We start from the raw sequence: 13,299 nt of genomic DNA on the forward strand, positions 1-13,299 counted from the left end.
GTCCCCTAAGTGCTCACCATTCTGCTACTGACCCTTTAACTTCGTACAATCAATGCGATGCGGTGGAAAGTGTTGTTGAGGTAACCTTTCGGATTCCATGCGATGGCAAAAGGCTGGCTGACGCCTTGATCGTCAGTCGCTTTCGCCCACACTTCGTAGTAACCCGCTTGAGGGAACTTCACCTTAGCATTGAACGTTTGCCAAGCACCGTCATTGGCAGGAGCTGCGAGGTCGGCATCCATCCATGTTGCGCCAAAATCAATCGAAATCTGCACTTTGGTCACTTTTCGGTCGCCAGACCAAGCATGTCCGCGAATGGCGATTTCATTGCCATTGACTTCTGTGTTGGTTTGCGGAGATGTGATGAGTGATTTTACTGGCATGCGCTCTATGATCTCGAAATCCTCTTTCGCCACGTTTTCTCCCGGGGCGACAGGTCGGTTAGGGACTCGATAGGAAGTGCCTGTCATCTTTGGTCCATCGTGTATTTGATCGCGAATTTGAATGCGAGTGAGCCATTTTTGCGAACAAGAACCCGGCCAACCTGGAACCACTAAACGCAATGGCGCGCCATTCATAGGGTGAAGCGCTTCGCCGTTTTGGGCAAAGGCGATGAGATTTTCACTGCTCATGGCTTTAGCGATGGGTACGCCACGAGAAATTGGTAACTTGCCTTCTTTGCCTGAAAGATGCTTGTCGGCACCATAGTGCGCGGTGTAAATGGCTCCGTCTTTTACGCCTGCGGCTTTGAGCACGTCGGCCAAGCGAACGCCTGTCCAACTGGAGCAAGCCACAGCGCCGTAAGTCCATTGATTACCGGATGCTTTGGGATCAAAGAAAGCACGGCCGTTACCGCCACATTCAACGACCAGTTGTTGTTCTACGACATCGAAGTTCTTTTTGAGATCGGCAATCGACAGCGACATTGGTTTGTCGACCAATCCATCAATGGTCAACATCCAAGTTTCAGGGTTTACGTCTGCTGGTGGAATACCGTTGTTGCGAATGAAATGGCGTCGAGTTGGAGTTACGTCGTCATTCAACAAATGGGGTGGGGTTTCTGCATTCATCGGTCTGTCGTTGAGGACCGTTAAACCGTCTTTGCCTTCGATCATGACGTCATCAAGACCTTCAGCAAAAGCTGCGGGGATGATGCCAGCCGGCATATTACGATGGAATGGGATAAATCCACCAAGCGCGGCGGCCATGGTCGCTAAACCCGCGCCTTTTAGAAAACCGCGCCTGTCTGGGTAGCTAACTCGTCCAAAGACTTTCTCATCCGCAGATTTGGGATTGTTTTCATAATATTTATAGATCCCTTGCGGTTTGTTTTTCTCGTTCTCACTCATGATGTGTTCCTTTGTCGGCACACGCCCAAGAACTGCTACGTCATTCTCGTCCCTTAGTTCGTATCGCCGATCTCTACAGTTGCCTTACTAAAGGGTTACATCAATAAAAGTAGACGACTATTTATAGTCTTAACAACATCGGTAAGAAACTAGACTGCTTGCTTTGCAAAGGTTATCCATAGTGTGGTTACATTGCTTGTGGTCACAGGAAGGGACAATCCTAGGTAAAAATAATGAATATGAAAGAGTTTTCTAGCGCAGTTGGGTTGTCGTCTTACACGCTTCGATACTATGAAAAAATTGGCTTACTGAAACATGTCCACCGAAATAGCAGTGGGCACCGTGTCTACACCCATCGAGATATTGATTGGGTCAACTTCATCAAGCGGCTGAAAGAGACGGGAATCCTGTTAGAAGAGATTCAAGAATATGCCTCCTTGAGGGAGCTAGGCTCGCAAACGACTGCTGACAGACAAAAGCTTTTGGAAGTTCATCGAGATAATTTAATCGAACATATCCGACAACAAAATGAGCATCTGAAACGATTAGAAGAAAAAATAAATCTGTATAAAAGCGGAAAAGTACGTTGACTTAGAGTTCACTCTAACTTGTAAGGTGTGCGGGTATTCACTCAAAGGAGCACACAAAATGGAAAATACGCGATTTCAAACAGGGTTAGAGCAGTTATCAAAAATCGATGGAGAGGCTGGTCAAAAAGTTATCGAAAGCCTGAACGACATTTGCCCTGATTTAGCTAAGTTCACGATTGAGTACCCGTTTGGCGACATCTACACCCGTGAAGGGCTAGATCTAAAATCGCGAGAGATTGCTACGGTGTCCGCATTGACGGCGATAGGGAACTGTACTCCACAGCTTAAAGTGCATTTACACGCTGCGCTAAATGTTGGTTGCACGGAAGAAGAGATCAAAGAAGTGATCATACAAATGTCTGTTTACGCAGGATTTCCAGCTGCATTAAATGGCATGTTTGCCTTTAAAGAAGTACTCTTGGAAAGGCAGGTTTAGCTGCCTGCAAGCAACATTGAAAGTGAGCGTTAGGTGTCTCTAACGCTTTTATTTTTATATTTTTTAACGCGTTATTAAACCGCAAGGATGGTGGATGATTAAAGCGCAAATATATGATGTATTTTGTGATGAGTTGGCTCAAGGTAACCCTTGTGGCGTTGTCGAACTAAATCACTGGCTGAGTGATTCTGAGTTACTTCAAATCACTCATCAGGTCGCTCAACCTGTCACATCATTTGCGGTTAAGTCTGGCAGTGACTACCACATTCGTTGGTTTACTCTAGCAGGGGAAATCAACTTATGCGGACATGGGAGTTTAGGCGCAGGAGCCGCGCTCATTTCTAAATATCATCGGAAAGAGGTCATTCTTCAAAGTTCGCATGGTCATATTACTGTTTCTGAACTGGATGGAATGTACAGGATTGTGATGCCAAGTTGGCAAGCCAAGCCTCATGCCATCCCCTTGGATATTTCAGGCTTCTCCAATCGCCCCATAGGTGCTTTTACAACGCGTGATTTGGTTGTTGTTCTCGAATCCGAAGATGATGTTGTTCGCTATCAACCTAACTTTGATGAGCTGATTAAAATTGATGAGTTTCATGCTGTCATCGTGACGGCTCAAAGTTCTGATAGTGGCTATGTGTTGCGTTACTTTGCACCTAAAATCGGTATTTCAGAAGATCTTGCCACAGGTTCGGCTCAGTGCTCATTAGCGCCTTATTGGTTTGAAAAGCTGGGCAAAGAAAAATTGACGGCTCGTCAGCTATCACGTTCTGGTGGTTATTTTGAAGTGGCTCGTGGTTCAGAATCTACTATCGTATTGTCTGCACACGTAAAAAGTCGGACTTGAATATAAACGCCTCTAGCTCTTACACAAGCTCTAGAGGCATCCATTTTTTTATTGACTTAAAAGTGCCGAGCTAAGATTTTAACCCTGCAGCGGTCATCATGACGCGAAACAGCATTGATACGAACCCCAGAGCTAGCACACTGGCCGCCCAGATCCCAACCATCCAAGCCCACTGGCGGCACCAATTTTTGATTTTCATACTCACTCCTTATCAATTTGTTAATGGTATGCTTCGCCTTCTTTCACTTTTCCAGAGAAGACGTAGTAACTCCAAAAGGTGTAAGCCAGAATGATCGGGATGATGAGCACCGCTCCAACGAGCATAAAGCGCTGACTGCTTGCAGGAGCCGCTGCTTCCCATATCGATATGCTAGGAGGAATGATATTTGGCCAGATACTTATGCCAAGCCCAGCGAACCCGAGAATCACGATCACCAATGCCATCACGAAAGGGCTGCGCTCTTTTCGCTTTTTTACGGAGTCGGCAATCTTCAAACAGACCAGCCCAGTGATGACAGGTACGGGCAGTAAGTAGAACAAATTGGGCAGAGAAAACCATCTTTCCGCAATGGCAGGGTAAGCAAGTGGGGTCCAAGCGCTCACAATGATTAATGCGGAGATCATCGCCAGTAGTGTTTTGTTAGTGAAGCGATACATCGTGTTTTGCAGTGCATCTTCCGTTTTCATGATGAGCCATGTGCTACCGAGCAGCGCGTACGTTGCGACTAAACCCAAACCGCAAAAGATGGGAAAAGGGGTGAGCCAGTCTAGTTGGCTACCCACGAAAACGCGATTTTCCACCGTAAGGCCCTGAATTACCGCGCCAACAACGATGCCTTGGAAAAACGTAGCTAAAATTGAGCCAACCATAAAAGAACGGTCCCAAAACTTTAGATGGTTTTCTAATGCCTTAAAGCGAAACTCAAACGCTACGCCACGAAAGATCAAAGCAATCAACATCAACGTTAAAGGGATGGTTAGCGCTTCAATAATCACCGCGTAAGCCATGGGAAAAGCGCCAAATAGAGATGCGCCTCCAAGCACAATCCAAGTTTCGTTACCGTCCCAAACTGGCGCGACACTGTTGACCATGACGTCTTTTTGTTTGTCATCCTTGATGAAGGGCATCAGTATTCCAATACCCAAATCGAAGCCATCCATGATGATGTACATCAAAGTGGCAAAAACGATGATCGCGAACCAAATCACGGATAAATCAAAATGCATATTCTCTACCTTCACTTTGTGACAAATTCTAAATACGACCTGAAACGGTCGTCATGTCGTGCTCATCGTGTTCGATAGCATCGGGGCCTTTCTTGATTTGGTGGATCATGTAGTAATACCCAAAACCAAACACCAAGCTGTACACAACAAGGAAACACAGCAGGCTGATGCTCATTTGTAGGTCTCCGTGTGCAGAAACCGCGTCACGCGTTTTTTGTACGCCATACACCACCCAAGGTTGCCGACCAACCTCTGTCGTAAACCAGCCCGCGAGTATTGCGATAAGACCAGATGGCCCCATAAATAATGAAAATTTGAGGAACCAACGCGAGGTATAAAGCGTGTTCTTTTTTCGTAACCACATGCTGTAGAAGCTTTGAAAAATCATCAGAAGTCCTAGCCCGACCATGATTCGAAATGACCAAAAGACGATAGGTGAGTTCGGTCGTTCCTCTTTCGGGAAGTCTTTCAGCGCCGGGATTGGCTCAGTTAAACTGTGGCGTAGGATCAAACTTCCTAGAACAGGAATTTCTAAGGCATAGTCTGTGCGTTCTTGTTCCATGTTTGGCATGCCGAACAAAATCAATGGGGTTGGTTTGCCATCGCTGTTATCCCAATGTCCTTCGATGGCGGCGATTTTGGCGGGCTGGTGTTCCAAGGTGTTTAGCCCGTGCACATCGCCAATCACGGCTTGGAGTGGCGCAAGGAACACTAAGATCCCGAGCGACATCGAAAACATGGTTTTTACCGCAGTCGTTTGATTGCCTCTCAATAAATGCCAAGCGGCTGACGCGCCTACAAAGAGTGCCGAACTGACGAAAGCCGCGACGCTCATGTGCGCCAAACGATAAGGAAATGAAGGATTGAAAACGATAGCAAACCAGTCGGTTGGCACCACGCGTCCATCAACAATTTCATAGCCTTGTGGCGTTTGCATCCAACTGTTGGAGGCGAGAATCCAGAACGTCGAAATGATCGTGCCTAACGCCACCATCGAGGTTGCAAAAAAGTGCAGCTTTTCGCCGACGCGACGCCAACCAAACAGCATCACGCCAAGAAATCCGGCTTCGAGAAAGAATGCCGTTAACACTTCATAAGTCAGTAATGGGCCAGTGATAGAACCAGCGAAGTCGGAGAAACCACTCCAGTTGGTGCCGAATTGATAGGCCATGACAAGGCCAGATACAACGCCCATCCCAAAGTTAACCGCAAAAATTTTCGACCAGAAGTGATAGAGCTTTTGGTAATCGGGATTACGTGTTTTTAGCCATAAGCCTTCCAGCACGGCGAGATAGGTGGCCAAACCTATGGTGATAGCGGGGAAAATAATATGAAAGGATACCGTAAAGGCGAACTGTATCCGCGCAAGCATAAATGCGTCGAGGCCAAACATTAAACTTCCTTTGATCTTTTAAGTTTTATGAGAGAGCTATTTTAAAAGGAGCGGAATGAGGGAAGTAGGTACAGACAGTGACTATAAACCTATAACAGATTAAATATTGAAGTGTTATTATTTTGAATTCGGCTTTAGGGAAGGGGATTTGCGTTTGGCGAAGTATCAAGAGTTAGTGGAACAGCTTAAAAGGCAGATAAAATCGGGGATATGGCATCCGGGTGACAAGCTGCCTTCTCTGCGTCGCCAATCTGAACACTCGGGTTTAAGCTTGATGACGGTGTTGCATGCCTATCAAATTCTGGAATCTCAAGGCTGGGTGACGTCGCAGCCGCGCTCTGGTTATCGAGTCGCTCCCAATATTAAGAGTTCAAATGAACCCCAAGCGCCAGCCGCGGTTTCGTGGACAGAGCAGGTAGACATCAATGAGTTTATCTTTGATGTTCTGCAGGCGAGTAAAAATCCATCCATGATCAATTTTGGCTTTGCCTATCCAGATCCAAGCTTGTATCCACGCTATCACGTGAATCGGGCGATGAGCGCAGCCGCTCGCAATATGCCGATTTCCACCGCCTTTGATAACTTACCGCCGGGAAACGAACAATTACGTACCATCATCGCGAAGCGTTATGCTGCGAAAGGCATTGGAATTTCACCCGATGAAATTGTCATTACGGCGGGCGCGCTGGAGGCGTTAACGCTCAGTTTGCAAGCCTGCACAAGACCGGGAGATTGGGTGGTTGTGGAGTCGCCTGCATTCTATGGCGCTTTGCAATCCTTAGAGCGGTTAGGTTTGAAAGCGCTCTCAGTAAGAACAGACCCGGTCACGGGCATTGACCTAGATTCATTGGAACGAGCGCTGCAAACACACGATGTGAAAGCATGTTGGCTGATGTCGAACTTCCAAAATCCTCAGGGTTTTACGCTCTCCAACGAGAAAAAACAAAAGCTGATTGAGCTGACACAGCGATATAACGTGCCAGTGATTGAAGATGATGTGTACAGCGAACTGCATGCCGAGAATGACTCGGTTTACCCACTAAGAATGTTTGATGACACGGGCAATACCATGTTGTGCTCCTCGTTTTCAAAATCACTAATCGCAGGGCTACGTATTGGTTGGGTTGCGGCGGGAAAGCGGGCGCTAGAGGTACAAAAGTTACAGCTAATGAGTACATTAGCGACGAGTGCACCAGTGCAAATGACATTGGTGCATTATTTAACAAGCCGCAATTATGAATCGCATTTGAAGCAGTTACGGAAAAAGCTGTTTGAACGTAAAAGTAAGATGACGGATCGGCTTAATGAGCTGTTACCTGAAGAAGTCAAAGTGTTAAGCCAAAGCGGCGGGTACTTTATTTGGTTAGAGCTTCCCAAGCATATCGACGCCTTGCAGATATATCGAGAAGCGCTAAAAGATAATATCAGCATCGCACCGGGAAAGATGTTCAGCCTGACAGAACAATACGATCACTGTATTCGTCTTAACGCTTCTTTTGAGCTCAATGACAAATACGTCCATGCTCTCAATCTGCTTGCCAACATTATTCGCGATCATTTGGCAAAATAGCGACTTTCTTCAGTTTTTTGGTTTAATGGAGCGCGCCGGATTTCCAGCAACTCGATCGCCCGGCGCAACGTCTTTGGTTACGACAGAGCCAGCGCCGACGACGGCCTCATCGCCAATGGTCACGCCTGGCAGTATGATAGCGCCCCCACCAATCCAAACGTTATTGCCGATTTTTACCGGTTTGGCGATCTCATCTCCGGCTAAGCGTCTTTGTGTATCGAGTGAATGAGCGGCTGTGTAAATTTGCACTCTAGGCCCAATCATGACGTTCGCGCCAATCTCAACTTGTCCATTGTCCAGAATAATGGCATCCCAGTTGATGTAGGTGTTTTCCCCGATGGACAAGTGGCAACCGTAGGTAAGTTGAAGCGGTGGCTCTATACAGGCGCTGTTTTCTAATTGGACGCCCATTTCCGCCAATAGTTGTCTACGGATATCTGGGTTTGGCTCGTGGTTAAATTGGAAGACAAGCTGCGCGGTTTTGGCGCGCATTAGCTTTAGTTCTTCATCCAGACAATTATAGGTTTCTCCAGAGCGCATCCGAGTCAGTTCTGACATAACAATCATTCCATCAATGTTGTTTGCAATAAGGTGCATAATAATAAATGAAGGTGATTCGAAGTGAAAATTTGATGCTTAAAAATCAGAAAGTTATCACTGATTTGCCTTGCGTATTCAGTCGGTTGATTGGCTCGTTGAGTACACAAAGACGCGCTCCTTAAATGGCTTAATCGTGTTGAAGCCAAAGCGGGAAACCACTCGAAGCGTTTTGCGTAGATTACAATATAGTTAATAAGAAGAACTTAATTGAGCCGCTTGCGCTATCGATTGACCTAAAAATATAAGACTTATGCGCTCTGGCTTGCTGGCAACGATGAATCAAGAGTGAGCACTTTATGTTCGAACGGGTCATTTCATTTTTAGAAACAACACTGTTTACCTTTAACGAACAACCTATCACGTTGTGGGCGATATTGATGGTACCGACATGGGTGATTGTCGCTTTATGGTTGTCCAAAATTTTAATCAAAACCGTTACGTCAAGAATGTCCTCATCGGGGAAAGATCCAAACGTCATTCATTTGGTTAAACGGATATTATTTGTCATCGCTCTCGCCATTATTTTTATGACCACACTTTCGATGATCAATGTGCCAATCACCGCGTTCGCCTTTCTGTCTGGTGCCATCGCTATCGGCTTCGGTTTTGGTGCACAAAACATCATTAACAACTTCATAAGTGGCTGGATTTTGATTGGTGAGAAGCCAATCCGAATAGGGGACTTTTTAGAGGTCGAGGGCGCCAAAGGCATTGTCGAGCAAATAAATACACGTTCAACGCGAATCAGGCGAACCGATGGCGTTCACATGCTCATTCCCAACAGTCAATTGATTGAGAACGTGGTGATCAACTGGACGTTATGCGACAGATTAGTTCGTGGCTCGGTCGTCGTCGGCGTCGCGTATGGGAGCGATGTCAAACAGGTTGCTGCCTTAATGGCGGAAGTGACTTCGCAGCAAGCGCAAGTTCTGAGTTCGCCAGCTCCAGACGTGTTTTTTCAAGACTTTGGTGACAATGCTTTGATCTTCGAATCTTATTTTTGGATCAACTCAACGGTTGAGGGCGGGATTCGATCGGTCGCAAGTGCCATACGTTTTGAAATCTATGAAGCTTTCGAAAAGCACGGTATTGAAATCGCGTTTCCACAACGAGATGTGCACATTGATGGGGAAATCAAGTTGTCTAGGGAGAGAAACGGGTAGGGCGATAAGCGGCGTTGGTGCCCTTATCTTGGCTTCGAGTAGTGATAGCGAGGCGGTCACAATATGGATTCACCTCGCTAGAAACCAGTTTGAAGGCGTTATTGGTTGTCCCACATGACTTCGCATTCTTCTTTGATTGCTGATTTTAGCAACTCAATCAGTGGAAACGCTCTGCGCCCTAAGCTTACCGCAGGCTCTACTTGTTCTTCCTCTTCGTCTACATCTACATCAGTAGGGAGGTTTTCCTCAGCCGCATTTTTCGCAGATAGAGCAGAAGTTAACTTTGATAGCGCGTCAGGAACATCTTGAGCGGAAATTGACCCCGGCACTGTGCCGCTGTGACCCATCATTTTGATCATCTCTAATGCAATGTCGCCAAACATCGTGACATTTGCGTAGCTACGACAACGAAATGTAATAAGCATGTACTGCTCCTATTTTTAGGTGTTCGTTTGAGTATAAATCCTATCCGAGACATGAGGCAATTTAACGCGTTAATTCGCAATCTTTCAAATAGCTATCTATCTTTAACGGAAGACAAACACAAGGAGGTGATTTTGTTGAATTCTCAATTGCAGAAGCTGACTTGGCTGTTTAAAAGGCGAATTTTTACGTTGCTTATGACGTTATGCATATTGTCGCCTTCCATCTTCGCTCAGCCCTCTCTTGTTTTTGGTGTGGTGCCACAACAATCGGCCACCAAATTAGTTCAACAATGGCAACCCTTACTGCAACGTTGGGGCGAGCTTGCCGGAGTTGAAATCAAATTTGCTACTGCGCGTGATATTCCTACTTTTGAAGCCCGTTTAATGGCTGGAGAATATGACATCGCGTACATGAATCCTTATCACTTTACGTTGGTGAATCAAACTCCGGGTTATACGGCGTTAGCAAGAGCGAAGAATAAGCGTATTACAGGGATTATTGTGGCGAGAAAAGGGCAGTCAGTTACTCTTGATGATCTGCAAGAAGAGACGATTGCTTTTCCGGCTCCGCGCGCGTTTGCAGCTTCCATCATCACGCAATCTGAACTAGAACAGAAAGGCATCAAATTTACGCCCAAATATGTGGGCTCGCACGATTCGGTCTATTTAGGTGTTCAGAAAGGCTTGTATATCGCTGGTGGTGGCGTGAAGCGTACCTTTGAGAGCTTGCCGAGTGAAACCAAAGAACAACTGAGCGTGATTTATACAACCGCAGGTTATACCCCTCATGCCATTGCAGTCTCGAATGAGGTAGATGAAGAGATGGCTTTGGCATTGCGAGCGGCGATCTCACAACTCAATGAGGATCCCAAAGCACAGGAGAGCTTCGCTTTACTCAATATTGATGGATTGCAATTGGCGCAAGACCAAGATTGGCAAGACGTCGTCCAATTGGGCATTTCGAGATAAGTGGGCGCTTTATGACGCTGCGTTCAAAAACGATAATCGGCATTGCACTCATCGAAGCACTCGCGCTCGGTGTACTTATCATCAGCGGCCTCAACTGGTTTAAAAGCTCAAACGAGACCAGTCTCGAAGTTGGTAGCCAGAATTTGGTGAGTGTATTTGCTCAAGCTTCGAGAGACGCGGTAATCGCAACGGATCTGGCGTACTTAGACAGCTTTGCACGCTCTGTCGTAAGTGAGCACAAGTTGGCTTACATCCGTATCGTCAATCAAGATGGCATCGAACTTACGCTTCAAGGTGATTACACAGGCGTTGACACCAATGTTCGTCCTTTCGATGCAAGCGACGGTGTTTATGACGTGGCGAAGGCAATCACTTTAGGCGATCAGACTTTTGGCGTGGTAGAAATGGGTGTTCACGTCGAGCATGTTCATCAAATGCTTTCGTTTGCGACTCATGCGAGTTTGGTGATTGCCTTTGTCGAAATGTCGCTGGTGGCGCTGTTTTCATTTGCGCTAGGCAGCTATTTAATGAAGCGTTTGGATCTTCTCCGCACTGGGGTAATCAAGGTTTCACAGCAAGGGCCGGGTTCGCAAATTTCTATTTCAGGCAATGATGAAGTCACGCGCGTTGGAGAGGCGTTTAACCAAATGTCGCGCTCTTTAGCGCAAGCGCAAAACAAACTTCAGCAAGAACATCAAACCCAACAGCAGTTATCCGCCAAAATATCGCAGCTTGCCGAGGTGGCGGAACACGCTCGCGATACCATCATCATTACGCATCCTGACGGCACGATTGCTTGGGTAAACTCTGCGTTTGAGCAGTTAACCGAATATTCGTTAGAGGAAGTGGTTGGCAAATCACCGGGCGAACTGCTGCAAGGTGAAGACACCGACGCAAATACTGTCGCGCTGCTCTCACAAAGTGTTCGCAGCCATTCCCCGGTTAGGGTTGAGATACTCAATTACACCAAGTCGCAGCGCCCATATTGGGTCGAGTTGGAGCTGTCTCCGGTGTTTGATGAAAATGGCGAGCTACTGCGTTTTATCGCGGTAGAACGTGATATCACCGATAGACGCGAGATGGAGAAGCGTTTGTCGTCTGCATTGGATAAATCGAAAAAAGCCACGCAAGCCAAGTCGGAATTTCTGGCAAACATGAGCCATGAGATTCGCACTCCAATGAACGCGATCATGGGGATCAGTGAGATATTGCTTGAGAACGAAAACCGCCGAGAGCCAAGGGAGTTATTGCTCCTGCTGCACAAATCTGCCAATAACCTTGTGACCATCATTAACGATATCCTCGATTACAGCAAAGTCGAAGCAGGCAAGTTGACGCTTGTTGAAGAGGAGTTTGATTTGCGCTCGTTAGTAGAGAGTTGCACGGCATTGTGTGCGTATCAAGCGGATAAAAAGAACCTTAAGTTATTGGTTGATATGCCATTAGCCATGAATACGGTCGTGGTCGGTGATAAAGGTCGGATTAATCAAATCTTACTTAACTTGCTCGGTAATGCAGTGAAATTCACGGATGAAGGTCATGTGCAGCTGAAAGTAAGAGAAAGTGAGCTCGGTTTTGATTTTTCAGTGACCGATACAGGCATTGGAATTCCTGAAGACAGGCTAACTCATATTATGGATAAATTTGAGCAGGTCGATACCTCCGCGACAAGGCGACATGAAGGAACGGGCTTAGGGTTAGCAATCTCAAAACGTTTGATCAGCATGTACAACGGTGAGCTTTGTGTGCGCTCGGATTTTGGCAACGGATCGTGTTTTAGCTTTAGTTTGCAGTTGCCTAAACGAAGTCAGCCTCATTCTGAGCCGGTGGAACTGAATGCAAATCGACTATTGTTGATTGATGATTATCTACCGCGCGTGGAACACTTGATGCGCTTAGCTAAAGAGATTGGCATCGAGGTGACTCATCGCAACGATTGGTCTGCGGCGCAGTCTTTGGGCAGAGATTTGGACGATTTTGACCGCATCATCGCGAGCGTGAATAATGCTCAGGATAGAGATGCGCTCTATGATCTTGATGCGACAGAATCAGCCGCCAAACGGGTACTGTTTCTCGCCCCTTGCGTGATGGAGGAAGGACAGGCATGGTCGTGCGAACGGGATCGTTTACTGCCGCAACCTGTCACGCAGCATAAACTGCAAACTCTGCTTTCTAGCAAAATACAAAAGCGTCGAGCGCTTTCCTCACAAGACAATCCGGATTTTTCTAATTTGCACCTTTTGGTTGCAGAAGACAGCCATATCAACCGAATCTTGATTGAAAAAATGTTGCAAGACACCGGTGTGAAACTGACGTTGGCGGAAGATGGTGTCGAGGCCGTTGAACTCTACAAGCAGCTTTCCCCTGATTTGGTGATTACCGATATTTCTATGCCAAACAAAGATGGTTTTGGTGTGACAAAAGACATTCGTGAGTTGCAGGAAAACGGTGAGTTTCCTTGGTGTCCAATCGTGGCGTTTTCTGCTCACGCGATGCAAGAAGAGCAGCAAAAGAGTATTGCATTAGGGATGAATGATTACCTGACGAAACCAGTTCAGAAAAGCGATTTACTCGATATGATTGCGAAGTGGGGACGCCATACTCAAATGGCTGAAAAGCACGCCTCTGGTTAGTGCTTTTGTGAATCGTACTTTGCCCTAATAAAACGGGCATGTTGTTACGCATGCCCGTTTGTATTTATTGGTTGCTTATCGCGGATGGAGTCTT

13 protein-coding genes are annotated in these 13,299 nt (G+C 46.5%); 7 read left to right on the forward strand and 6 right to left on the reverse strand.

Translation table 11 applies throughout. The features are described from left to right. Positions 1–35: 35 nt before the first annotated feature. A complete protein-coding gene (locus ACF8OV_RS19795; protein ID WP_203503322.1) occupies positions 36–1,349 on the reverse strand; it encodes a molybdopterin-dependent oxidoreductase in 1,314 nt (437 codons plus the stop codon). Between the two features lie 233 nt (positions 1,350–1,582). Here ACF8OV_RS19795 and ACF8OV_RS19800 point away from each other — a divergent pair, with 233 nt between their 5' ends. The 3 genes from ACF8OV_RS19800 to ACF8OV_RS19810 all read left to right on the forward strand — a co-directional run bounded on the left by ACF8OV_RS19800 (position 1,583) and on the right by ACF8OV_RS19810 (position 3,225). Continuing rightward, the gene (locus ACF8OV_RS19800) at positions 1,583–1,939 is read left to right on the forward strand and encodes a MerR family transcriptional regulator (protein ID WP_203503308.1); all 357 of its coding nucleotides are present in this window, start codon (positions 1,583–1,585) and stop codon (positions 1,937–1,939) included. Positions 1,940–1,997: 58 nt separating this feature from the next. Then, positions 1,998–2,375, forward strand: a complete 378-nt coding sequence (locus ACF8OV_RS19805) for a carboxymuconolactone decarboxylase family protein (protein ID WP_203503305.1) — start codon at positions 1,998–2,000, stop codon at positions 2,373–2,375. 94 nt (positions 2,376–2,469) lie between these two features. Then, entirely contained in the window at positions 2,470–3,225 is a 756-nt protein-coding gene (locus ACF8OV_RS19810; protein WP_203503302.1) for a PhzF family phenazine biosynthesis protein, read from the forward strand. A gap of 70 nt (positions 3,226–3,295) precedes the next feature. Here ACF8OV_RS19810 and ACF8OV_RS19815 read toward each other — a convergent pair whose 3' ends face one another. The 3 genes from ACF8OV_RS19815 to ACF8OV_RS19825 are packed head-to-tail and all read right to left on the reverse strand — an operon-like array spanning position 3,296 to position 5,845. Then, the gene (locus ACF8OV_RS19815; protein ID WP_015313385.1) at positions 3,296–3,424 is read right to left on the reverse strand and encodes a DUF2474 domain-containing protein; all 129 of its coding nucleotides are present in this window, start codon (positions 3,422–3,424) and stop codon (positions 3,296–3,298) included. A 20-nt stretch (positions 3,425–3,444) separates the two neighbouring features. Next, positions 3,445–4,452 (reverse strand): cytochrome d ubiquinol oxidase subunit II, encoded by a 1,008-nt coding sequence (cydB, locus tag ACF8OV_RS19820; RefSeq protein ID WP_203503299.1) that lies wholly within the window; start codon positions 4,450–4,452, stop codon positions 3,445–3,447. 28 nt (positions 4,453–4,480) lie between these two features. Beyond that, positions 4,481–5,845, reverse strand: coding sequence for a cytochrome ubiquinol oxidase subunit I (locus tag ACF8OV_RS19825; RefSeq protein WP_029798091.1), 1,365 nt, complete (start codon positions 5,843–5,845; stop codon positions 4,481–4,483). A 154-nt stretch (positions 5,846–5,999) separates the two neighbouring features. Between ACF8OV_RS19825 and ACF8OV_RS19830 the strand changes: the two genes are divergently transcribed. Further along, a complete protein-coding gene (locus ACF8OV_RS19830) occupies positions 6,000–7,415 on the forward strand; it encodes a PLP-dependent aminotransferase family protein (protein WP_203503295.1) in 1,416 nt (471 codons plus the stop codon). A 9-nt stretch (positions 7,416–7,424) separates the two neighbouring features. Here ACF8OV_RS19830 and ACF8OV_RS19835 read toward each other — a convergent pair whose 3' ends face one another. After that, entirely contained in the window at positions 7,425–7,973 is a 549-nt protein-coding gene (locus ACF8OV_RS19835) for a sugar O-acetyltransferase (protein ID WP_021821808.1), read from the reverse strand. Positions 7,974–8,311: 338 nt separating this feature from the next. Between ACF8OV_RS19835 and ACF8OV_RS19840 the strand changes: the two genes are divergently transcribed. Next, entirely contained in the window at positions 8,312–9,178 is an 867-nt protein-coding gene (locus ACF8OV_RS19840) for a mechanosensitive ion channel family protein (protein ID WP_005463614.1), read from the forward strand. A 98-nt stretch (positions 9,179–9,276) separates the two neighbouring features. Here the strand turns inward: ACF8OV_RS19840 and ACF8OV_RS19845 are convergent, their stop codons facing one another. Further along, positions 9,277–9,603, reverse strand: a complete 327-nt coding sequence (locus ACF8OV_RS19845; RefSeq protein ID WP_005499185.1) for a DUF1840 domain-containing protein — start codon at positions 9,601–9,603, stop codon at positions 9,277–9,279. A 132-nt stretch (positions 9,604–9,735) separates the two neighbouring features. Between ACF8OV_RS19845 and ACF8OV_RS19850 the strand changes: the two genes are divergently transcribed. Then, positions 9,736–10,572, forward strand: a complete 837-nt coding sequence (locus tag ACF8OV_RS19850; protein WP_203503291.1) for a phosphate/phosphite/phosphonate ABC transporter substrate-binding protein — start codon at positions 9,736–9,738, stop codon at positions 10,570–10,572. Between the two features lie 11 nt (positions 10,573–10,583). Continuing rightward, complete coding sequence (locus ACF8OV_RS19855; protein ID WP_203503286.1) at positions 10,584–13,205, forward strand: ATP-binding protein; 2,622 nt, start codon at positions 10,584–10,586, stop codon at positions 13,203–13,205. Positions 13,206–13,299: the final 94 nt, after the last annotated feature.

This window comes from Vibrio sp. GLN_1 (assembly GCF_043106015.1).
In the GTDB taxonomy this organism is placed as follows: domain Bacteria; phylum Pseudomonadota; class Gammaproteobacteria; order Enterobacterales; family Vibrionaceae; genus Vibrio; species Vibrio parahaemolyticus.

Bases quoted from the DNA above. Each gene is read 5' to 3' on its own strand.
- ACF8OV_RS19840 (WP_005463614.1), top strand. From the start codon at position 8,312: ATGTTCGAACGGGTCATTTCATTTTTAGAAACAACACTGTTTACCTTT.
- ACF8OV_RS19835 (WP_021821808.1), bottom strand. From the start codon at position 7,973: ATGTCAGAACTGACTCGGATGCGCTCTGGAGAAACCTATAATTGTCTG.
- ACF8OV_RS19845 (WP_005499185.1), bottom strand. From the start codon at position 9,603: ATGCTTATTACATTTCGTTGTCGTAGCTACGCAAATGTCACGATGTTT.
- ACF8OV_RS19810 (WP_203503302.1), top strand. From the start codon at position 2,470: ATGATTAAAGCGCAAATATATGATGTATTTTGTGATGAGTTGGCTCAA.
- ACF8OV_RS19825 (WP_029798091.1), bottom strand. From the start codon at position 5,845: ATGTTTGGCCTCGACGCATTTATGCTTGCGCGGATACAGTTCGCCTTT.
- ACF8OV_RS19805 (WP_203503305.1), top strand. From the start codon at position 1,998: ATGGAAAATACGCGATTTCAAACAGGGTTAGAGCAGTTATCAAAAATC.
- ACF8OV_RS19855 (WP_203503286.1), top strand. From the start codon at position 10,584: ATGACGCTGCGTTCAAAAACGATAATCGGCATTGCACTCATCGAAGCA.
- ACF8OV_RS19815 (WP_015313385.1), bottom strand. From the start codon at position 3,424: ATGAAAATCAAAAATTGGTGCCGCCAGTGGGCTTGGATGGTTGGGATC.
- ACF8OV_RS19800 (WP_203503308.1), top strand. From the start codon at position 1,583: ATGAATATGAAAGAGTTTTCTAGCGCAGTTGGGTTGTCGTCTTACACG.
- cydB (WP_203503299.1), bottom strand. From the start codon at position 4,452: ATGCATTTTGATTTATCCGTGATTTGGTTCGCGATCATCGTTTTTGCC.
- ACF8OV_RS19795 (WP_203503322.1), bottom strand. From the start codon at position 1,349: ATGAGTGAGAACGAGAAAAACAAACCGCAAGGGATCTATAAATATTAT.